21 protein-coding genes and 2 tRNA genes are annotated in these 19507 nt (G+C 68.3%); 11 read left to right on the top strand and 12 right to left on the bottom strand.

Annotated features, from left to right (window positions below):
* Nucleotides 1–66 precede the first annotated feature (66 nt).
* Entirely contained in the window at nucleotides 67–327 is a 261-nt protein-coding gene (locus tag ACFO3J_RS11605; protein ID WP_386428832.1) for a hypothetical protein, read from the top strand.
* Nucleotides 328–329: 2 nt separating this feature from the next.
* On the opposite strand, the gene ACFO3J_RS11600 is transcribed toward ACFO3J_RS11605, so the two are convergent.
* Entirely contained in the window at nucleotides 330–887 is a 558-nt protein-coding gene (locus ACFO3J_RS11600; RefSeq protein WP_386428830.1) for a CGNR zinc finger domain-containing protein, read from the bottom strand.
* A 199-nt stretch (nucleotides 888–1086) separates the two neighbouring features.
* On the bottom strand, nucleotides 1087–1500 hold the full coding sequence (locus ACFO3J_RS11595; RefSeq protein ID WP_003959770.1) for an SsgA family sporulation/cell division regulator: 414 nt from the start codon (nucleotides 1498–1500) through the stop codon (nucleotides 1087–1089).
* A 365-nt stretch (nucleotides 1501–1865) separates the two neighbouring features.
* On the opposite strand from ACFO3J_RS11595, the gene ACFO3J_RS11590 reads away from it, so the two are divergent.
* A tRNA-Val gene (locus tag ACFO3J_RS11590) sits at nucleotides 1866–1937 on the top strand.
* A 6-nt stretch (nucleotides 1938–1943) separates the two neighbouring features.
* Here the strand turns inward: ACFO3J_RS11590 and ACFO3J_RS11585 are convergent.
* Entirely contained in the window at nucleotides 1944–2834 is an 891-nt protein-coding gene (locus ACFO3J_RS11585) for a methyltransferase domain-containing protein (RefSeq protein ID WP_386428828.1), read from the bottom strand.
* Nucleotides 2835–2916: 82 nt separating this feature from the next.
* Between ACFO3J_RS11585 and ACFO3J_RS11580 the strand changes: the two genes are divergently transcribed.
* Complete coding sequence (locus tag ACFO3J_RS11580; protein ID WP_386428826.1) at nucleotides 2917–3414, top strand: SRPBCC family protein; 498 nt, start codon at nucleotides 2917–2919, stop codon at nucleotides 3412–3414.
* A gap of 38 nt (nucleotides 3415–3452) precedes the next feature.
* A tRNA-Val gene (locus ACFO3J_RS11575) sits at nucleotides 3453–3527 on the top strand.
* 288 nt (nucleotides 3528–3815) lie between these two features.
* Here ACFO3J_RS11575 and ACFO3J_RS11570 read toward each other — a convergent pair.
* The 3 genes from ACFO3J_RS11570 to ACFO3J_RS11560 are packed head-to-tail and all read right to left on the bottom strand — an operon-like array spanning nucleotide 3816 to nucleotide 5102.
* A complete protein-coding gene (locus ACFO3J_RS11570) occupies nucleotides 3816–4238 on the bottom strand; it encodes a hypothetical protein (protein WP_386428824.1) in 423 nt (140 codons plus the stop codon).
* Nucleotides 4235–4627 (bottom strand): ATP-binding protein, encoded by a 393-nt coding sequence (locus tag ACFO3J_RS11565; RefSeq protein ID WP_386428822.1) that lies wholly within the window; start codon nucleotides 4625–4627, stop codon nucleotides 4235–4237. Before ACFO3J_RS11565 ends, ACFO3J_RS11570 begins: the two co-directional genes overlap by 4 nt.
* Before the next feature lie 43 nt (nucleotides 4628–4670).
* Nucleotides 4671–5102, bottom strand: coding sequence for a hypothetical protein (locus ACFO3J_RS11560; protein ID WP_386428820.1), 432 nt, complete (start codon nucleotides 5100–5102; stop codon nucleotides 4671–4673).
* A gap of 160 nt (nucleotides 5103–5262) precedes the next feature.
* On the opposite strand from ACFO3J_RS11560, the gene ACFO3J_RS11555 reads away from it, so the two are divergent.
* Both ACFO3J_RS11555 and ACFO3J_RS11550 read left to right on the top strand, forming a co-directional pair.
* Nucleotides 5263–6147, top strand: a complete 885-nt coding sequence (locus ACFO3J_RS11555) for a helix-turn-helix domain-containing protein (RefSeq protein WP_386428818.1) — start codon at nucleotides 5263–5265, stop codon at nucleotides 6145–6147.
* On the top strand, nucleotides 6144–6350 hold the full coding sequence (locus ACFO3J_RS11550) for a DUF397 domain-containing protein (RefSeq protein ID WP_386428816.1): 207 nt from the start codon (nucleotides 6144–6146) through the stop codon (nucleotides 6348–6350). Before ACFO3J_RS11555 ends, ACFO3J_RS11550 begins: the two co-directional genes overlap by 4 nt.
* Nucleotides 6351–6676: 326 nt before the next feature.
* On the opposite strand, the gene ACFO3J_RS11545 is transcribed toward ACFO3J_RS11550, so the two are convergent.
* Entirely contained in the window at nucleotides 6677–7255 is a 579-nt protein-coding gene (locus tag ACFO3J_RS11545) for a GrpB family protein (RefSeq protein ID WP_386428814.1), read from the bottom strand.
* Between the two features lie 300 nt (nucleotides 7256–7555).
* On the opposite strand from ACFO3J_RS11545, the gene ACFO3J_RS11540 reads away from it, so the two are divergent.
* Nucleotides 7556–8119 carry a hypothetical protein gene (locus ACFO3J_RS11540; protein ID WP_386428812.1) on the top strand — a complete coding sequence of 188 codons (564 nt, stop codon included), beginning with the start codon at nucleotides 7556–7558 and terminating at the stop codon, nucleotides 8117–8119.
* A gap of 52 nt (nucleotides 8120–8171) precedes the next feature.
* Nucleotides 8172–8603, top strand: coding sequence for a hypothetical protein (locus ACFO3J_RS11535; protein ID WP_386428810.1), 432 nt, complete (start codon nucleotides 8172–8174; stop codon nucleotides 8601–8603).
* A gap of 263 nt (nucleotides 8604–8866) precedes the next feature.
* On the opposite strand, the gene ACFO3J_RS11530 is transcribed toward ACFO3J_RS11535, so the two are convergent.
* From ACFO3J_RS11530 to ACFO3J_RS11520, 3 genes are all read right to left on the bottom strand, one after another.
* Entirely contained in the window at nucleotides 8867–9298 is a 432-nt protein-coding gene (locus ACFO3J_RS11530) for a Scr1 family TA system antitoxin-like transcriptional regulator (RefSeq protein ID WP_386428808.1), read from the bottom strand.
* Nucleotides 9299–9373: 75 nt separating this feature from the next.
* Complete coding sequence (locus tag ACFO3J_RS11525) at nucleotides 9374–10105, bottom strand: HAD family hydrolase (protein WP_386428806.1); 732 nt, start codon at nucleotides 10103–10105, stop codon at nucleotides 9374–9376.
* A 62-nt stretch (nucleotides 10106–10167) separates the two neighbouring features.
* Nucleotides 10168–10761, bottom strand: coding sequence for a TetR/AcrR family transcriptional regulator (locus tag ACFO3J_RS11520; protein ID WP_386428804.1), 594 nt, complete (start codon nucleotides 10759–10761; stop codon nucleotides 10168–10170).
* 125 nt (nucleotides 10762–10886) lie between these two features.
* On the opposite strand from ACFO3J_RS11520, the gene ACFO3J_RS11515 reads away from it, so the two are divergent.
* Nucleotides 10887–11474, top strand: a complete 588-nt coding sequence (locus tag ACFO3J_RS11515) for a DinB family protein (RefSeq protein ID WP_386428802.1) — start codon at nucleotides 10887–10889, stop codon at nucleotides 11472–11474.
* 22 nt (nucleotides 11475–11496) lie between these two features.
* On the opposite strand, the gene ACFO3J_RS11510 is transcribed toward ACFO3J_RS11515, so the two are convergent.
* Nucleotides 11497–12252 carry a nucleotidyltransferase gene (locus tag ACFO3J_RS11510; protein WP_386428800.1) on the bottom strand — a complete coding sequence of 252 codons (756 nt, stop codon included), beginning with the start codon at nucleotides 12250–12252 and terminating at the stop codon, nucleotides 11497–11499.
* Between the two features lie 340 nt (nucleotides 12253–12592).
* On the opposite strand from ACFO3J_RS11510, the gene ACFO3J_RS11505 reads away from it, so the two are divergent.
* Nucleotides 12593–16591: an Ig-like domain-containing protein gene (locus ACFO3J_RS11505; RefSeq protein WP_386428798.1), complete on the top strand. Its 3999-nt coding sequence runs from the start codon at nucleotides 12593–12595 to the stop codon at nucleotides 16589–16591.
* Nucleotides 16592–16785: 194 nt separating this feature from the next.
* Nucleotides 16786–18768 (top strand): threonine--tRNA ligase, encoded by a 1983-nt coding sequence (gene thrS, locus ACFO3J_RS11500; protein ID WP_386428796.1) that lies wholly within the window; start codon nucleotides 16786–16788, stop codon nucleotides 18766–18768.
* A gap of 39 nt (nucleotides 18769–18807) precedes the next feature.
* On the opposite strand, the gene ACFO3J_RS11495 is transcribed toward thrS, so the two are convergent.
* Nucleotides 18808–19467, bottom strand: a complete 660-nt coding sequence (locus ACFO3J_RS11495; protein ID WP_386428795.1) for a potassium channel family protein — start codon at nucleotides 19465–19467, stop codon at nucleotides 18808–18810.
* Nucleotides 19468–19507: the final 40 nt, after the last annotated feature.

The following is a 19507-nucleotide window of genomic DNA, read 5'->3' as shown; positions in this document are numbered from 1 at the left end:
GGTGCCGAACCGTCCGTTCGAACCCCTCCCGCCCCCCGCGTCCCCGCCGCCGCACCCTGCCCGGCGGTGGAATCCGTGCCGGCTCCGCTGATGGAGTCCGCGCCGGCCGCGGTGGTCGACCGCGTATCCGCTCCGGTGGTGGAATCCGTACCGGCGGTGCGGCCGGCCCGGCCGGTGAGGGCGAAGAGGAAGCCGAAGCCCGAGCGGGTGTTCGTCGAGCCGAAGGGGTGCCTCTACGCGCTGTCGCAGCCTCCGCTGATGCTGTTCCTGTGCGTGATCGGCGGGCTGATCGGCGGCGGCGCGGCCTGGGACCTGCTCTTCACATGACCTCAGGCGTTGGCTTCGCGCCTGCGGGCCCGGTAGGCGGCGACGTGCAGCCGGTTCCCGCAGGTGCGGCTGTCGCAGTAGCGGCGGGAGCGGTTGCGGGACAGGTCGACGAAGGCCCGGCGGCAGTCGGGCGCCTCGCAGCGCCGCAGCCGGTCCCGCTCGCCCGCGACGATCAGGAAGGCGAGCGCCATACCGCAGTCGGCCGACAGGTGGTCGGCCAGCGAGGCGCCGGGCGCGAAGTAGTGCACATGCCAGTCGTAGGCGTCGTGGTCGGTGAGCCGGGGGGTGGTGCCGGCCTCGGCGATCATCGCGTTGAGCATGCGGGCCGCGCCGGCGTCGTCCTCGGCGGCGAAGACCTCGGTGAAGCGGGTGCGGACCGCGTGCACGGCGTTGACGTCCAGCTGGTCGAGCCGGCCCACCTCGCTGACCCGGTTGCGCTCCACGAACCCCCGCAGCGCGGCGACGTCCGGGAGGCCTTCGCGTCCCTCGATCTGCGGCTGGGTGTTGACCAGGTCGACCACGCTGTCGAGCGCGCACCTGGTGTCATGGTTGATCAGCACGGAATCGCTCCCTGCCGGCGGGGTCCGCGGCTGCGGTTCCGGTGACTCTAGCGCGCGAGAGCCGTCACCGTGGGGTGTGGTCCCCACGCCGACGGCTCTCGCGCATGCGGTGGCCGGCTGCCGGACCGGTCGGGTGCGGCTTCCGGCGATCCGGGCTGTCCCCCCGAGTAGGACGGCCGCGGACGACGGGATACGGGTGTCAGCTCTCCGCGAGGATGTGCGAGAGCTCCGTATCGAGATCGAAGTGACGGTGCTCGGTGCCCGGCGGTACCGCGGCGTCCGTCCGCTTCAGGAAGGACTCCAGGGCCCGCGCCGGGGCTTCGAGCAGGGCTTCGCCCTCCGGGGAGCTGAGGGCGATGCACACGACGCCCTGACCGTGGCTGCGGGACGGCCAGACTCTGACGTCGCCGGTGCCGGTGGGGCGGTGCAGCCCCTCGGCGAGCAGGTCGCGGGCGAACACCCATTCGACCGTCTCTTCGGCACCGGTGTGGAAGGTGGCGTGCACGGCATACGGATCGGCCGTGTCGTACCGCAAGCCCGCTGGTACAGGCAGTGAGGATTCGCTCGACACAACGAGGCGCAGGTGCAGCTCGCAGCTGACCGTGGTGTTCATAAGCGCCAGGGCCTTTCGCTCAGTGTGCGCTCGGGGATTCGCACGTCGGCGAAATCGACATGCCACCTGAGAGGGCGTTGTAAACCCCTCTGAGCGGTTTGTGAAGCTTCTGGTACCTCGTCCGGCCCAGCGTTTCGGCCTGCGGAGCGGCCATTCGAGTGACGGTCATATGTCCGGTATGTTTAGAAATGCGACTACGGAGGGTAATGGGCCTGGCGAAGCCATGGCCCATGCTCCCGACCCGACTCCCGCACCCCGCTGACCATCGCGCGCCGCCGACCCTTCTCGACGCGCGGGAGGTTGCCCGGCGGGCGGTCCGGTGGTCCTGGGCCCTGATCGGGTGCGGTATCGTTGTCGGCACGCCGGGGCGATTAGCTCAGCGGGAGAGCACTTCGTTCACACCGAAGGGGTCACTGGTTCGATCCCAGTATCGCCCACCCTGGTCACTCCGCTCGTATTCCGGCCCGCGAGGGCCGGTGTCGAGCGGGAAGCTTTTTCCGGCAGCGCCGTCCGTCCTCCGACGGGCGGCGCTTTTGCGTGGCTTGCCAGCGCCCGGCGGGTCGGGGAGGGGTCAGCGGGGACCGGGGGCCGGTTCCCGGCACCACATGAACTGGCGAGGCCGGGGTCGGTGCCCCGGGCCGACATGAACGCACCCAGCCGGTCGCGGACCGGCCGTCCTCGGCGACCGTGAGGGCGACGTGCCCCAACCGCCCCCAGGGCGTGACGATCCGGCCGCCCGGCCGGGTCTGCGCCACCCATGCCCAGGGGACCCGCTCGACGGCGTACGTGGCCAACACCCGGTCGTACGGCGCTCCCTCGGGCCATCCCTCCGCGCCGTCCCCGACCTGAACATCCACCGCGATGTCCGCCGCGCGCAGCCGCTCCCGTGCCCGCGCGGCCAACTGCCGGTCCACCTCAACGCTGGTCACCCGCCCCGGGCCCGCCCGCATGCTCAGCAGGGCCGCGTTCCGTCCGGTGCCGGCGCCCAACTCCAGAACACGATGGCCGGGCTCCACCAGGAGCGAGTCCAACATGTCGACGACGACGGCCTCGCCGGACAGGCTGGAGGACGGCAGGCCCTCGGTGACCTGGGTAACGGACCCCTCGTCGGGGCCGGCGTACACCTCGTCCGCCCACCGCCGGGGGTCCGTGCTCCGATCCACCGGTACGTAGGCGCGTCCGTCCCAGTGCCACAGCCGGTCCGGCGCGAACCGGTCGCGCGGCAGCGCGTCGACGGCTTCCCGAATCCACGGGGAGCGCGACGGCCAGTCACCGCGCCGCTCCATCGCCTCCGCCAAGCGGCGGCGCCGCTCACTGAGTTGGGCTTCTTCCACGGTCCCTACTTCTTGTGCTTGCCGTCCGACGGAGCGTTGCGAAGGCACCCCCAATTCTGCCGTCCACGCGCACACTTGGGGTATGGACCGCTGGAGTCACTACCGATTCCGCACCGCCTGGCACCTCGACGCGGCGCCCGACACCGTCTACCGCGTGCTGGAGCGGCCCGACTTGTACCCCGAGTGGTGGCCCCAGGTCCGCGAGGTGCGGCAGACCGGTGACACCAGCGGTGATCTCCGCTTCCGGTCGATCCTCCCGTACGAGCTGCGGGTCACCGCGCGTTCCACCCGGCAGGACCCGCAGCGGCGCATCCTCGAAGTCGCGATGACCGGGGACCTGGAAGGCTGGGTGCGCTGGACCGTCCTCGACGGCATACCGGCCGCCGGGCCGGAACAGCCCAACGGCGGCACGCGGTTGCTCTTCGAGCAGGAAGTCGTCGTCCGCAAGCGGCTGATGCGGCTGCTCGCCATCCCCTGCCGCCCCCTCTTCCGCGCCAACCACGCCCTGATGATGCGCGGCGGCCGCACCGGCCTGCTCGCCCGCCTGGCCAGCCCCGTCCCGCCCGCGCATCTCGTTTGAAGCGGACCCCCGCCGACCGGTATGGTTCGTGACGTCCCGGGCGATTAGCTCAGCGGGAGAGCACTTCGTTCACACCGAAGGGGTCACTGGTTCGATCCCAGTATCGCCCACCATAAGCAGTTCATTGGAACCCGGTATCTTCCAGGGGCCGCCCGCCAGGGCGGCCCCTGTTGGTTGCTGGCAGCGCCCGTCCCGGCCGGGGTGGGCGCTGTGTGCATTTGGGGGCGGCTACGGTGACTCGGGGCCCGACCGGGGCGGTAGGCCCGGCAGCGGGGCCGCGGTGGGCCGCCCGGACAGCGTGCAGGCTGGCGGAGGGCTCTTTGAGCTGGTGGGTCCACGCTTTGTGCGTGCCCAGGTGACCGACGCTGGTTCGTGGTACAGGGTGCGCGGTCGTTTCCGCGTCACGTGTCCGTCGTCTCCGGCTCCGAAGTGGTGAGAGTTCGCGCAACGAGCCCTCGCAGCTCGTCCGACCGCCGACCTTCCTGTGTTTGCCAGACCAGTCGGTCATACCCGAAGCGCGTCAGGACGCTGTCTCCGCGCTTGGGGTCAACCAGGCCGGAGATGGAGCGCCGGTACCGCGCTGCCTCCGGGCCGCTGTAGTCCAGGCGCGCGGTGCCCTGCAAGACGTCGTCCGTGATGGCGAGGACTACCTGTAAGAAGTGGTCGTAGTTGGCGGCGGTGGCCTCGATACCCATCCCGATGTACAGCCACTCAGCCAGCAGGGTTTCGAGGTAGACGGTCGTGTCGTCGATGTCCGGGTCGGTGTGACCGGACACGAAGCGCTTGAAGTTCGCCTTCACTTCGGCGATCAGGTCGGTGGTCACGCGTGCTCCTTGCTCGGGATCTCCAGTTCGGCCCAGGTGACTTTGCCGCCTGTTGTGAGGAAGGCGTCCCACCGGACACTGAGCACGTCGACCAGCAACAGGCCACGGCCGTTCTCGGCGTCGTCATCGACGGCCTTGAGCACGGGCTGCTCCGAGCTGCCGTCCTGCACGGCGATGCGCAACACACCCTCGTTCAGGTGGAGTTCGACGCTCACCGGAGCGAGGACGGACAGCCTGTCCGGGTCCCGGGCGCTACTCCTGGTGGCCTTGACCGCGTTGGTGACCAGCTCGCTCACGATGACCTCAGCCGCCTCGATGAGGCGTCCCAAGTCCCACGCCCGCACCGTGTCCCTGACGAACGACCGAACTGCTCTGGGAGTGGTCGTCACCGCGGCGAATGTCGTGCGGGCGACGAGGGGGAGTGTGGTCTGTTCAGGAAACATCGGGGACCGTCGTCTCTGTGGTCGCTGCTCCGCCGGCCTCGTGCATGAGCCAGACGGTGCCGCGGATCTTCTCGGCCAGTTCTTCCCGCATGAACGCGGCCACGGCCGGGGCGTGGTGGAAGTGGTCGGAGTCCGGCACCAGGACGTTGACCACACCCTCCGAGCGGCACTCGGTGATGAGTTCCATCCAAGTGTCCAGCCGCTGACTGCGGCCTTCCTCGAAGTGCACACCCGCCAGACCGAAGCCTTGTTCGACGGAGAACGCGACTAAGGCCGTGATGAGCTTCCGGACAGCTTCCTCGTCCAGGTTGGGGAGACGACGGAGGTAGGCGACGGCAGCGATGGGATCGGGCTTCGGCTGGTGCATGGACAGTCCTTTGGAGGCCAGGCCGGACGGGGAGCCGGGTGGCTGATCGACCATCGTCACCACCTCGGCGTACTACGAGCCAAGCATCGGGCTCTTTCAATATGCAATGCCTCACAGTGAGATGACCCCCTGTGAGGTGGCATCATTGCGGGTCAAGCAGGCAGGTGCTTGCATAGCGAGGGAGCACGCACCCTCAAAATGAAGGAGGCACGAAGTGGCCGACGGAGCGAGCGGTTCGACCGTTCCCAGGCGTCAGCTCGGGCGCTACTTACGCGAGTTGCGCAACAAGGCCCGGCTGACAGTGAAGGCAGCGGCGGAAGCACTGGAGTGGTCGGAGGCGAAAATCTGGCGGATCGAGACGGGACAGACATCACTCCGAAGCCATGACGTCGAGACCATGTGCCGTGTCTACGGTGCTGGTAGTGATCTGGCCGGCGCCCTGATGGCGCTCGCGAAGGAGACAAAGGCCAAGGGGTGGTGGCACAGCTATGGCGACGTCATCCCGAACTGGCTCGACGTCTACATCAGCTTGGAAGAGGCAGCGACAGCCCTGTCCATCTACCAGTCGGAGTTGGTGCCGGGGCTGCTGCAAACCGAGGACTACGCCAGGACCTTGATCGGGACGGACAACCCTGGCGTGAACGATCAGGAGATCGAGCGGCGCGTGCAGCTACGGATCGAACGGCAAGCGTTGCTGACCCGCGTGACCGATCCTCCCGGTATCGGCGTAGTGCTGAACGAGGCAGTCATCCGCCGTCCGATTGGCAACGAGCAGATCATGGCCGACCAGCTCGCTCACCTCCTGGACGTTGGCGAGCTACCCAACCTCGCCGTCCGTGTCATGCCGTTCGTCCGCGGTATGCACTACGGCGTCATGTCCGGACCGTTCGTCATGCTGGAGTTTCCGATCAACGGCACGGGGATGCCGACCGAGCCGACCACGATCTACATCGAAGGCTTCGCCGGAGCCCTCTACCTCGACAAACCGCACGAGGTAGATCGGTACGAGCACGCGTTCAACAACATCAAGGGTGCATCGCTGAACGAGGCGGCAAGCAGGAAGTTCATCGCCGATGCTGTAAAGGAGTGGCGTAGGTGAGTAACGGCGATCTGGCCAATGCGACGTGGTTCAAATCGAGCTACAGCAACGGCCAAGGAGAATGTGTCGAGGTCGCCATAACTGGTGACCACGTGGCCATGCGGGACAGCAAGGACCCCGATGGGCCAGCGTTGGTCTTCACGGCCGCGGCATGGAGTACGTTTGTCGGAGGTGCGGCCAACGGCGAGCTTGTGCGGATGTAGACTTGTCGGCCGGACACACGAAGAAGCGCCCTTGCTCAGGTCTTGGAGCGGGGGCGCTTTGTCATAGGTGGGTGCGTCGTTGATGGTCTGACCGGTCAGCCCACGAACATCCTTTATCTGCGCACGCAGTTCTGGGGTGATGCGAGGTGTGAACACCACGGGGTCTCGGTTTGCCCCGACTGGCGGAACCGTATTCCATGACCGCCTTACTCCGATCCTGGACCGCAGGGGCCTGGAGTCCGCCGATCCGGGTCGTTCCCACTCGTGGGGGCGGCGGTCTCGCGTTCCGGGGTGCCGCGCTCCGGCCGTAAGCGCGGGCAGCCTGCTCACGCTGCTCGCGCAGGGCTCCAGCCGGTCTCAGCGGCCCATCGTTCGGCCGCCCCCATCAGCACCTCCGTGGCGGGGGCCTTGATCTGTCCGTAGTCCAACAGGTCCGGCACGCTCAAGGCCAGCCGCTGCTTGAACGCCCCCCACGCCCGGAGGGCGGCCTCGTCCGCCCGCAGGTAATCCCTGAACAGCAGTGCGAAGCGGGCATTGGGTCCGTCCCCCTCCCGAAGGTGGACGTTGCACGAGCGTGCGCCGATCGGTGGAGCGAAGACGAGCTTGCGGCACTCCCGGCCACCGGAGACCTCGATGCGGTTCCACGGCTCGGGGCGGCATCGGAAGCCGATCGCGGCGAGCAGCGGTGCGTCCCGCGCCTCCGCGACCGACCTCATCCGCACCTGCACATCGATGCAGTCCTTGGCCGGCAGGCCCGGCACCGACGTGGATCCCACATGGTCGACCGCCAACGCGAGATCACCCAGCGCATCTCGCAACTGCCGCGCAAGCAGATCGAACTCGGCCGGCCACTGAGGCCGGTACTCAACTACGGCAACCTGACTGCGCTCATCGGGAAACGGCATGCCGCCACACGCTACATCCCGGATGAGCGACGCTCCGATGACCGAAGCGATACGCACAAGATCGTGATCCACGGCTGGAGTACCAGAGGCCGATGTCCAGAGCAGCTCTTAAGAAAAGAAGGTAAAGCATATTTGGAACATGTTATTCCATTTATTCAATGCAATAACAGTACTCTGATTGGAAAAATGCAAACTGCTAAAACGCGTGGCGTCCATCACGCTGCAAGATAATTTCCCTCACAGGGCGGGAGTTGATACGATCTGATCGTTCTAGCCGAGGGAAACAAAGAAGGAAGAAGCATGATAAAGAAGCGATTTACCTTCGCTGCCACAGTTGCCGCGATCGGGTCCTTGCTGTTTCCCGCCTCCGCCCTCGCGGAGGGCGGGGCGGGTGGCAACGGCCGCAGTCCGCTTCAGGCTTATGGCTACACAATGGTGGAGACAACCCACAGCAAGTTAATAAAGAAGGATGGGAGCATCGCCGACTCCGCCGCCTCTGTTCCAGCGACGGTCTACTTCGTTCCGGGGTCACCGGCCTACGCAGGTGATACTCAGTACAGTCACTTCACTGGCCAGGTCAATTTTGGGGCCTCGGCGATCACCTTTGCTTGGAGCGATAAACTTCACTCCAACGTCTACGCCACGGCGATAGGGCCGATGTCAGAGTCAGCGTCCGCGACGAAGAACGGGAAGGGATTTGGATACGTCGACACTCACCCGAGCGTGCCCGCCAGTTACCTGTTGCATTCTTCGTTCACGACCCCGGTGGCTTCGTACTTGCTGACGATCAATGAGTCCTTCCCGACGGCCGCCGGAACGCAGATCATCAGCACCCAGTTCGCGTTCTACATCGGACTCATCTGAAGTTCCCCATCGGCAGGACCTGATTCCTTCGGTATGCCCTATACTTTGTCAGATGTGTGAGAAGCCTAGAGCCATGCCGAGGAACGATCGCAAGGAAGAAGATGTCTTTCTCCGCCTGAGAGAAACAGCCGAGCTGGTGATGCATGACCTTCAAGGGGACGCCGTCACCACCCATCCGACTCTCGATTTCTCGGGCCCCGATGCGTCAGGGTTGGTAATTGTACTGCTGACCGAGTCGTCCGGCGCAGCCCGTGGATTCGGCGTACAGGTAAGTGGGACGAGCCAAGAGGTCTTGTACACGATGGCGGATCGCATCCCGGAGGTATACGTCGATCTGTACGCGGTCGGTCTCCCTCTGGTTCCTGGCACCCAGCGACCTGCCGTTCCCAGGGTGGCCGGAGAACAAGTGGTGTGGCTTGATCCGAAAGGTGAGAGCGCCTGGTCCTGTCCCATCGGCAGATACGGACAGAACGATGCTGACTGATCACACGCGGTCAAGGACGGCCTGATTCGCCGCGGGTGGGGCCGGAGCGGATTATCGTCTCCACTGCGGCCCCACCTGGCTGTTCGCCCCGCCCACAGCCGACATGACCGATGACCGCTGCCGCCGTGGTTTGCGCGATGGTTCATTGCGTTCGGGCATCCCGGTCGTGCCCAGGAAAACATCCGGGTGGCTCTGCAGGACCTCGTTGTGGCGACCAGGGCCCTCGTTGTAGCGGACATGTCGGGAACGGCATGGCCGCACCCTCACGTGGGCGTCTTTTCCGGCTTGCGCCCCTGCGGCCTCTCTGCTGCGGTAGGCGGCACATTCCGACTCATTCCCAGGGCACCGTGCAAGGGGCCCAGCCGGTCGGCAGGTGGGCGGCCAAGCATTAGCGATACAGGGGCTGAGACCACAAGATCGTGTGACGAGCTCTTGGCGACTTGCTGGATGAGTGCCAGCGAGTCGGCCGGGTTGAGCGCGGAAGCGCGGAGGTGGTCGAACGACGCGGCGTAGCCCGCCAGTTCGCCCGGGTGCTCCAGGTACAGCGTTCCGGTGAGGTTCTCCAGGCAGACGGTGTCCGGGTCTCGCTCTCCGGCGAAGCCGAAGATGACGAACGGGCCGTTCAGCCCGGCATGGGATCCGGCGCTGTGCGGCAGCACCTGGATCGTGATGTGCTGCGAGTTGGTCACCTGCATGTCCGCGGCAAGATGGTCATCGACCTCTGATGTCCTCGGCGGATCATGATCGGAGCCGTCAGCGGATCGCCGCGGCTACCAGCCCAGTGCTTCGCCGCAGCGCTCGGCGAACTCACTGAGGTTTGTCAGCACGATGTCCGCTCCGGCTTCACTCAGCTCGCCGGGAGTGCTCCTGCCGCTGGCGACTCCTACGGCGAGAGCGCCCGCATCGAGGGCCCCGCGGATGTCATGAGGCGTGTCCCCGACCACGACCGTGCGTCTGCCGGCGAAGGTGTCGCCGTACTTCTCCGAGGCTCGCCTCCGTGCCTGGCGGACCAGATCGGTGCGGTCGCTGCCGTCGTCGCCGTAGCCACCCACGCTGAAGTCGAGGCCGTCGCCGAGGCCGAGCGCGTTGAGCTTGGTCATGGCGATGGGACGTATGTTGCCGGTGACCATTGATTGCACGGAGCGCTGAGTGGCGCACGACGCGATGGCTTCGCGTGCTCCGGGCAGGACGGTACCGACTTCGCACATGCGGTCGGCGAGCTGTTCGGCGCCCGTCGCCAGGGCGGCGTAGAAGTCGCCGAACAAGGCCTCCGGCCCGTCAATACCGTTCAGGCACAGCGTCTCCGCGATGATGGCCCGGTCCGTCCGTCCGGACATGTCGGCCAGATCGCCCAGCGGTTTGCCGGTCACCCGCAGGAAAGCCCGCTCATAGATCGCGCGGCTGACGCCGCCGCCTATCCGGACCAGGGTGTGGTCGATGTCCCAGAGGATGAGATGTCGGAGTGAAGCGGCCTCGCTGGGGGCGGCGTCGGTCGTAGGCATGGGCGACAGGGTAGAGCGCCGGCTCGTCAGCGCCCAGATCGTTGCCGGGCCCGTGGCGGCCCCTACCGCGTGGTCGGCCCCACGGGCGGGGCGGCGAGCTGGGTGATGAGGAAGTCGAGGCGTTCGTCCTGGCCGGCCCGGGGGATGCGGTCGGTGGCCGCGAGGACGGCCATGCCGTGCAGTGCGCTCCAGGTGACTTCGGCGAACAGTTCGCGTCGCTGGTTGTCCGGGGGGAAGCAGTTGACGAACTCGTCGAAAGCGGCCCGCAGCGGGGGCGGGGTCTCGGCGCTCGCGAACTTCAGGTCGGTGGGGAGGATAAACATGGCCTGGTACAGGGCGGGCCGCTCGGTCGCGAAGTCCAGGTAGGCGCGGCAGACGGCGCGCAGGGGCTGTCCGGGATCGGGGGCGGTCTGCCGGGCGCGGCGCAGCTGGGCGGTGAGTTCGGTGAAGCCGTCCAGGGCGACGGCGCTCACGATGGCGTCCTTGCCGTTGAAGTGGCTGTACAGCACCGGCTGGCTGTACTCGACGCGTTCGGCCAGCCGCCGTGTCGTCACCGCCTCCCAGCCCTCGGTCTCCGCGAGTTCGCGCGCGGCCGTGATGATCAACTGATGGCGGTGGGCGCGTTCGCGTTGGCGGCGCTCGCTGATGGCGGACATGGCTCCACGATAGCAACGCTAGAGATCCTGTCGAGGATCGAGCAACGTCGTCGCCGTTCATCGGCACCGCCCGCCGGGCGGAAAAAGCCGGTGCGCACGGATCGGCCGATCAGCAGACTGGTCGCATGATCGGATCAGATCCCAAGGCGGATCTTCGGGTGTACTTGCAGGACGCCCGCGACGTACTGCTCTGGAAACTCGACGGGTTGTCGGAGTACGACATCCGCCGCCCCATGACCCCGACCGGCACCAACCTGCTGGGACTGGTCAAGCACGCGGCCGGCGCCGAAGCGATGTACTTCGGCGAGACCTTCGGGCGGCCGTTCGACGCGCCGCGGCCCTGGATCACCGGCGAGGGGGAGCCGAACACGGACCTGTGGGCGACCGCCGACGAGACGCGGGAGCAGATCGTCGGGCTGTACCGGCGGGTGTGGGCGCACTCGGACGTGACGATCGAATCGCTGGACCTGGCCGCGGTCGGTCGGGTGGCCTGGGGGTCGCGCAGCGAGGTGACGCTGCACCGGGCCCTCGTCCATATGATCGCCGAGACCGACCGGCACGCCGGGCACGCCGACATCGTGCGGGAACTCATCGACGGAGTCGTGGGCCAACGGACCGGGAGCGGCAATGTCGCGCCCGGCGACACGGCGTGGTGGGGGCGGCACCGGAGCCGGGTGGAGCGTGCCGCCGGGGAAGCCGGGCGGGGCGCGTAGAAGCGGCCGCGGGTGCCCTTCGTCAGGCGCGGTGGGCGGTGAGCGTCCGCTCGATCGCCGGGCCGAGAAAGGCAAGAGCCAGCTCTGCCCGGCGGGTGATCCACTGGTCCGTGGCGGGGCCGGGGTCGCCGTAGCGGCGTCGCCGGATGTCGGCCACCACCTCGGCGGGGGCGCCCAGTTCGGTGAGGACGTCGAGCGCCTCGCCCTTGGTGATCAGCCGGCCGCTGCGCAGCGTGGTCGCCGCTCTGGCCAGCGTCAGCAGACCGGAGTCGACCCAGATGTCGCGGGTGAAGCGCTCCGGGTGGTCCAGGGCCGGTCGCCAGAAGCCGGCCAGGTCCCTGACGACGAAATCGGCGAGCTGCTCGTCGGTCACCGGCGGCAGCAGACGAGTTGGTGGCGGCCCGTACAGCACGCGGCCGAACAGGTGCAGCTCGCGGCGCGTCACCGCGGTGACCGGGCGGCTCATCAGTTCCTCGAACGCCCAGGTGAGATGGGAGCGCTCGGGATCGTCCAGCTCCGCCGCCGCGAGGTAACCGCAGTGCAGCCTCGCCGCCAGCGGGACGGCGCGGCCGAGACTCTCGTGCGCCTCGCCGAGCTGTCGTTCTTCCGCCGCCGTGCAGGGCCGTTCGAGGACGGCGATCAGATCGAGGTCGCTGCGACCCTGCTGGTAGTCGCCGCCGCCGAGCGACCCATGGGCCCACACCGAGACCAGCGGTACGACCGGCCGGACGGTAGTGAGGAAGCGGTCGAGGAGCTGCTCGGTGACCTGATCTGCCATAAGGCCAGTCTGGGCCACCGCGTCAGGACGCCGCAGGCACTCATCCTTCCCCGCGGGAAGCAGGTAGGGCCCCTCCCGCGGCATGGCGGAGCGGCACCCGGCGTATCAGCGGTCCCTGGGGCAGCAGGTGTCGCGGGGCCGGGCAGGGAATGTGTCCTTCGTGTGTCCGGGGTCTTTACGGCACCGCTGCGGATGGATTAGAACGACAGTGGTCCGATGTTAGTTGGCCCCCACAGCCATCCCCGCAGGAAGTCGACCTGGCATGCCCATGTACAGGGCGTATTCATCGGATCACTGCTCATCACCCGCGGTCGAGTGTCGTACAGCCCTGGAGGGCATCGTGCAGATCAACCCCGTGTACCGGAGAGGCCGGCTCCGGCGCGCTCTCTCGCTCTGGTCGGCGCTGCTCGCCGCACTCGCGGGCTTCGTCCTGGTCGACTCCGGCAGCGCCCTGGCGGCGACGGGCGCGACCACCGCGTGGCACAAGGGTGCCTTCGACCTCGACCCGGCAGGGGTCGTCAGCCGGTCCGACATCGTGCTCGGATCGCCGAACGTGAACCCCACCGGGTCCATCCCGCTGGGCAACGGCTCGCTGGGCGTGGCCGCTTGGGCGGCGGGCGGCTTCACCGCGCAGCTGAACCGCTCGGACACCATGCCCGACCGCAAGTCGCCCGGCCAGCTCAACATCCCCGGCCTGTCGGTGATTTCACACGCGGCCGACTTCACCGGGCGGCTGGACCTCACCGACGGCGTGCTGCGTGAGTCCGGCGGCGGCATGTCGATGAAGGCATGGGTGGCGGCCGGCAAGGACGAGCTGATCGTCGACGTCTCCGGCGCCGATCCCGCCATCGCGCAGACCGCCACCATCAACCTGTGGTCCGGGCGCAAGCCCGCCGCCCAGGTGTCCGGCACCGTCGGCACCCTGGCCGAGACCTGGGTGGACGGCGGCCCGCCGATCGGCAGCGGCAAGACCTTCGGCTCGCTCGCGGCCATCACCGCCGGCGGCCGCAAGGTGCAGACCACGGTGGCGAGCCCGACCCAGGTGAAGGTCAGTTTCACCCCGCACGCCGACGGGACCTTCCGCGTCGTGGTCGGATCTCCCGCCTGGAACGGCGGTGACGCCAAGAAGACCGCAGCCAGGACCGCGACCAAGCTGATCGGCGCCGACGCGACCGCGCGCGAGTCCGCGCTGATCTCCGCCCAGGACAAGTGGTGGAAGCACTACTGGACCAACTCCGGCCTGATCGAGATGAATTCGGCGGACGGCAGCGCCGCCTACATCGAGAACCTCCGCACGCTCTACCTCTACGAGGAAGCCGCGTCGATGAAGGCGGGCATCTACCCCGGCAGCCAGGCCGGTGAGGCCGACATGTTCGCCTGGGACAAGGACACCCAGACCTGGACCCCGTCGGCGTACTGGCTGTGGAATCTGCGCACCCAGATATCGGCCAACATGAGCTCCGGCAACTACCAGCTCAACACGCCGATCTTCGACATGTACGCCAACGACACGGCCGCCATCGAGGCGTGGACCAAGCTCGCGATGGGCGGCCTGCCCGGCTCCTGCGTGCCCGAGACCATGCGCTTCAACGGCAACGGCCTCGACATCCCCACCGGCAACTGCAGCCAGGCCAGTTCGCCGAACTGGAACGCGCTGGACATCTCCAGCGGGCCCGAGGTCGCGCTCTACATGTGGGAGCAGTACCAGGCCACCGGCGACCTCAAGACGCTGAAGAAGTACTTCCCCTTCATCAAGTCGACCGCCGAGTTCCAGCTCGCCTACCAGACCGTCGGCCCCGACGGGCTGCTGCACGCCAACGCCAACGCGCACGAGACCCAGTGGGCCGTCCAGGACCCGACCACCGACATCGCGGTGGACCGTACGCTCTTCCCGATCATCGAGCAGGCCGCGAAGAAGCTCGGCACCGCCCGCACCACCGACGCCGCGCTGGTCAAGCAGGTCACCAAGGCCGAGACCGAGATCCCGCCGTACCCGCGGACCGACCAGGCCACCCGCACCCAGCTGCTCAACCCGGACTACACCCAGGCCGAGACGGCAGCGGCCGACGCCACCGGCACCGACATGATCGCGATCTCCTACCAGCCCGCCGCGGCGCGCCAGAACGGGGAGAACATCGAGCTGGAGCCGCTGTGGCCCTGGAACACGGTGAGCGACCAGGACAGCAACCTCTTCTCGCTGGAGCAGCGCAGCTACGTCCACCGGCCCAACAAGGGCGGCAACGACTGGTCGATGGACGCGATCGACGCGGCCCGGCTGCAGAACCCCGCCGAGGTGCGCAGTGACCTGATCTCCATCACCGAGGGACACCAGGTCTACCCGAACGGCTTCGCCGACCTCGGCAACAGCGTCGGCTACCAGCCCTACATCGAGCAGGAGGCCGGCGCCGCGACCGCGGTGAACGAGGCCCTCGCCCAGGACTACGACGGCATCATCCGCTTCGCACCGGCCTGGCCGAGCGACTGGGAAGGCAGCGGCAGCGTCTACGTCCAGGACAAGACCAAGGTAGATGTCCAGGTGCAGGGCGGCACGCTCGTCACCGCCGCGATCGAGGCCGGCACCACCGGCAACCAGCAGGTCAAGAACCCCTGGCCCGGACAGCGGGTCGAGGTCGTCAACGGCAAGAACGGCAAGGTCGTCCTCAAGCCCACCACCGCCGACATCCTGAACGTGCCCGTCAAGGCGGGCTCGTCGTACCTCGTGCAGCAGGTCGCGGCGCCCACCACCGCCCTGTCGTACGCGAAGGTGACCGGCACCGCGCCGACCGCGGCCCGCCACCTCGGCGGCGTCCAGATCGGGCTCGACAAGACCGCCCCGACCGGCACCGCCACCATCGGCACCGTCCTCGGCGCCACCAACTCCGCCTACGGCCTGAACCAGGTCGACTACACCGGCTCGACCGGCGCCACCACCACCGCCTCCGTCGTGAACGGCCTGACCGCGCGCACCACCGGCACGGGCGCCAAGAAGACCGGCAGCGACATGTACTTCGACATCGGCAACGACACCGCCGCCACCAGCGCGTACGACGCCCAGCTGACGGTGTCCTACTTCGACGCCGGGACCGGATCCGTCTCCGTGCAGTACGACGCCGGGCCCAGGGACAGCGACCACGTCGCCGGCACCATCGCGCTCACCGGCAGCCAGACCTGGAAGACGGCCCGGTTCAGTGTCGGCGGAGCGTACTTCGGCGGCCTGGAGAACGCCGGCGCCGACTTCCGGCTGCACTCCGCCACCCCCATCACCGTGCACAGCGTCGGCGTGACCGTCACCGGGCCCTGGGTGCCGAGTCAGCACGCCTTCCCGCCGGCCCCGGCGATCACCACCCCGCGCAGCGGGGCGACGGTCAAACTCGCCTCCCCGATCGCGGGTACGACGATCCCCGACGGCGTCGTCACCGTCCACGAGGGCTCCGCGTCCCTGTGCGCCGCGACCGCCGACGCCACCGGTGCCTGGAGCTGCGCCCCCAGCGGCGGCCTCACCCCCGGCCGGCAGACCGTCACCGCCACGGTGACCGACCCGACCGGCCTGGTCAGCGACGCCTCGGCCGGGCTCAACTTCGACGCCTCCGACCTGCCGCCCGGCACAGCGGTCGTCGGCTCGGTGGTCGGCGCGACCAACTACGCCTACGGGATGAGCGAGGACGAGAAGCCCTCGGGCGGCTTCGACGGTCCGACGACCGCCTCGGTGGTCGACGGCCTGACCGCGCGCACCAGCACCCAGAGCAACATCTACTTCGACATCGACGACTCGATCGCCCACTCGGGCTTCTACTCGGCGACGTTCACCATCTCCTACTTCGACCAGGGGTCCGGCTCGTTCGCCGTGCACTACGACAACGGCTCCTCCGACCCGTACAAGTCCACCTCCAGCATCCCGCTGACCGGGACCAACACCTGGAAGACCGCCACCGTGAGCGCCTCGGACGCCTTCTTCGGCGGCTCCGAGCACTCCGGCGCCGACTTCCGGCTCCGCAACGGCGGCGGTCAGGTGACGGTGCACAGCGTCACCGTGAAGATCAGCGGTGACGGCGTGCCCGACGCCGTCCACTTCGCCCCGCCCGTGACGATCACCTCCCCGGCGGCCGGCGCGACCGTCACCTCCACCCCGACCGTCTCGGGAACCGCCGAGCCGGACGCCACGGTGACCGTGAAGGCCGAGGGGACGACGCTCTGCACCACACCGGTGGCGGACGACGGCACCTGGACCTGCGCCTCGTCGGCCACGCTGGCCGCCGGAGCGCACACCCTCACCGCGAGCGCCGCCGACGTAACCGGCAGCAGCGCGGCGGCCGCCTCCGCCGCGGTGACCGTGCAGTGACCGACCGCTGACCGATCGCACACGTCAGCGCGACTCCCCAACGGCCGGGGCCCCGCCCACCCGGGGCCCCGGCCCGCTGCGCCGGACGCACTGCCGACACATATGACTTGCCGGGCTCGGTACGATTCGAAGGTACGGCGGCCGTCGCGGCCGTCCGTCACCCGTCACGTATCACCCATGTCAGGAGCAGACCGGTGTCAGACCTCCGTGTGATCATCAAACGCGATTCCGCCGAACCGGAAGAGCGAGTGGTCACGACGGGCACGACCGCCGCCGAACTGTTCCAGGGCGAGCGCTCCGTGATCGCCGCCCGGATCGCCGGCGCGCTGAAGGACCTCGCGTACGAGATCGCCGACGGCGACGAGGTCGAGCCGGTGGAGATCACCAGCCAGGACGGCCTCAACATCCTGCGGCACTCCACCGCGCACGTGATGGCCCAGGCCGTCCAGGACATCTTCCCGGACGCCAGGCTCGGCATCGGCCCGCCGATCAAGGACGGCTTCTACTACGACTTCGACGTCGAGAAGCCGTTCACCCCCGAGGACCTCAAGGCCATCGAGAAGCGCATGCAGGAGATCCAGAAGCAGGGGCAGCGCTTCGCCCGCCGGGTGGTGACCGACGACGACGCCCGCGAGGAGCTCGCCGCCGAGCCGTACAAGCTGGAGCTCATCGGCATCAAGGGCTCATCGGCCGGCTCCGAGGACGGCGCGGACATCGAGGTGGGCGGCGGCGAGCTGACCATCTACGACAACCTCGACCCGAAGACCGGCGACCTGTGCTGGAAGGACCTCTGCCGCGGCCCGCACCTGCCCACCACACGCGCCATCCCGGCCTTCAAGCTGATGCGGAACGCCGCCGCCTACTGGCGCGGCAGCGAGAAGAACCCGCAGCTCCAGCGGATCTACGGCACCGCCTGGCCGACCAGGGACGAGCTCAAGGCCCACCTGGAGTTCCTGGCCGAGGCCGAGAAGCGCGACCACCGCAAGCTCGGCGCCGAGCTGGACCTGTTCTCCTTCCCGGACGAGCTGGGCTCCGGCCTGGCGGTCTTCCACCCCAAGGGCGGGGTGATCCGCAAGGAGATGGAGGCCTACTCGCGGATGCGCCACGAAGAGGCCGGCTACGAGTTCGTCAACACCCCGCACATCAGCAAGGCCAAGCTCTTCGAGACCTCCGGCCACCTGCCGCACTACGCCGAGGGCATGTTCCCCCCCATGGAGTTCGAGGGGCAGGACTACTACCTCAAAGCCATGAACTGCCCGATGCACAATCTGATCTTCGACGCGCGCGGCCGCTCCTACCGCGAGCTGCCGCTGCGGCTGTTCGAGTTCGGCACGGTCTACCGCTTCGAGAAGTCCGGCGTGGTGCACGGCCTGACCCGGGCCCGCGGCTTCACCCAGGACGACTCGCACATCTACTGCACCAAGGAGCAGGTGCCCGACGAGCTGGACTCGCTGCTCACCTTCGTGCTGAACCTGCTGCGGGACTACGGGCTGAACGACTTCTACCTGGAGCTGTCCACCCGCGGCGACTCCGACAAGTTCATCGGCTCGGCCGAGGAATGGGCGGAGGCCACCGAGCAGCTGCGCCAGGCGGCCGGCAAGCAGGGCCTCGAACTCGTCATGGACCCGGGCGGCGCGGCCTTCTACGGTCCGAAGATCTCGGTGCAGGCCAAGGACGCCATCGGGCGCACCTGGCAGATGTCCACGATCCAGGTCGACTTCCAGCAGCCGGCCCGCTTCCACCTCGAATACACCGCGGCCGAAGGCTCACGGCAGCAGCCGGTGATGATCCACCGGGCGCTGTTCGGCTCCATCGAGCGCTTCTTCGCGGTGCTGCTGGAGCACTACGCGGGCGCCTTCCCGGCGTGGCTGGCCCCGGTCCAGGCGGTCGGCATCCCGGTCGGCGACGCGCATGTGCCCTACCTCCAGGAGTTCGCCGCCGAGGCGAAGCGCAAGGGGCTGCGGGTCGAGGTGGACGCGTCCTCGGACCGGATGCAGAAGAAGATCAGGAACCACCAGAAGCAGAAGGTGCCGTTCATGATCATCGTGGGCGACGAGGACATGACCGGCGGCACGGTCTCCTTCCGCTACCGGGACGGCACCCAGGAGAACGGCATCGCCCGTGACGCGGCGCTGGCCAAGCTCGTCGACGTGGTGGAGCGCCGGGTCCAGGTCTGAGCCCGGCCAGGTCCCCGCGGCCCCCGGCTCGCTGCTCGCTCAGCGCGCCGGGGGCCGTTCGTCGTCGCGGGTGAAGATCTGGATCAGCCAGGAGGAGAACGCACCGGTGACGGCGCCCAGCAGCGCGAGGCCGCCGAACATCATGAAGCTCGCGATGGTGCGGCCGCCCGCGGTGACCGGGGTGACATCGCCGAAGCCGACCGTGGACAGCGTCGAGCACGCCCACCAGACCGAGTCGCCGAAGGTGCGGATGGTGGAGCCGGGGGCATCGCGCTCCAGCTGGTAGACAGCGAGCGCGCCCGCGAAGCCCAGCAGGACGGCGCTGACGCCCGCGTAGGCGATGACCCGGCTGTAGAGGCTCAGCAGCGGCCGGTCCAGCCGGGCCTGGACGGCGTCGTAGAGCCGGACCATCCGCAGCGGACGCAGCAGCGGCAGCGCCACCACCACCGTGTCCAGCAGATGGTGGCGCAGATAGGACGGGCGCAGCGGGTGGCCGCCGAGCCGCCAGCGGACCACGTAGTCGAGGACGAACAGCGCCCAGGTGGCGAAGATGACGGCCAGCCAGAAGGCGCGCCAGCCGTCCGGCAGGCCCCGGGCCAGGACGTGCACGGTGTAGGAGCCGAGGAAGACCAGCGAGGCCACGAACAGCGGGATCTCGGTCCGGGCGATCCACCGGGACAGGCGGCTGTCGGCGTCCATCCGGTCAGGATCGTCGCAGCTTCCCGCGCGGGGCCCGCCG

It is taken from the genome of Streptomyces polygonati (genome assembly GCF_042650325.1).
In the GTDB taxonomy this organism is placed as follows: Bacteria; Actinomycetota; Actinomycetes; order Streptomycetales; family Streptomycetaceae; genus Actinacidiphila; species Actinacidiphila polygonati.
Note: the sequence above shows the minus strand (reverse complement) of the source record. Positions and strands in the feature narration are given on the sequence as shown.

What these genes read in the sequence shown, in the direction of transcription:
- ACFO3J_RS11495 (WP_386428795.1), bottom strand. Translation starts at nt 19,467, where the DNA reads ATGGACGCCGACAGCCGCCTGTCCCGGTGGATCGCCCGGACCGAGATC.
- ACFO3J_RS11515 (WP_386428802.1), top strand. Translation starts at nt 10,887, where the DNA reads ATGATCGGATCAGATCCCAAGGCGGATCTTCGGGTGTACTTGCAGGAC.
- ACFO3J_RS11535 (WP_386428810.1), top strand. Translation starts at nt 8,172, where the DNA reads ATGTGTGAGAAGCCTAGAGCCATGCCGAGGAACGATCGCAAGGAAGAA.
- ACFO3J_RS11560 (WP_386428820.1), bottom strand. Translation starts at nt 5,102, where the DNA reads ATGGTCGATCAGCCACCCGGCTCCCCGTCCGGCCTGGCCTCCAAAGGA.
- ACFO3J_RS11530 (WP_386428808.1), bottom strand. Translation starts at nt 9,298, where the DNA reads ATGCAGGTGACCAACTCGCAGCACATCACGATCCAGGTGCTGCCGCAC.
- ACFO3J_RS11510 (WP_386428800.1), bottom strand. Translation starts at nt 12,252, where the DNA reads ATGGCAGATCAGGTCACCGAGCAGCTCCTCGACCGCTTCCTCACTACC.
- ACFO3J_RS11520 (WP_386428804.1), bottom strand. Translation starts at nt 10,761, where the DNA reads ATGTCCGCCATCAGCGAGCGCCGCCAACGCGAACGCGCCCACCGCCAT.
- ACFO3J_RS11545 (WP_386428814.1), bottom strand. Translation starts at nt 7,255, where the DNA reads ATGCCGTTTCCCGATGAGCGCAGTCAGGTTGCCGTAGTTGAGTACCGG.
- ACFO3J_RS11580 (WP_386428826.1), top strand. Translation starts at nt 2,917, where the DNA reads ATGGACCGCTGGAGTCACTACCGATTCCGCACCGCCTGGCACCTCGAC.
- ACFO3J_RS11595 (WP_003959770.1), bottom strand. Translation starts at nt 1,500, where the DNA reads ATGAACACCACGGTCAGCTGCGAGCTGCACCTGCGCCTCGTTGTGTCG.
- ACFO3J_RS11525 (WP_386428806.1), bottom strand. Translation starts at nt 10,105, where the DNA reads ATGCCTACGACCGACGCCGCCCCCAGCGAGGCCGCTTCACTCCGACAT.
- ACFO3J_RS11540 (WP_386428812.1), top strand. Translation starts at nt 7,556, where the DNA reads ATGATAAAGAAGCGATTTACCTTCGCTGCCACAGTTGCCGCGATCGGG.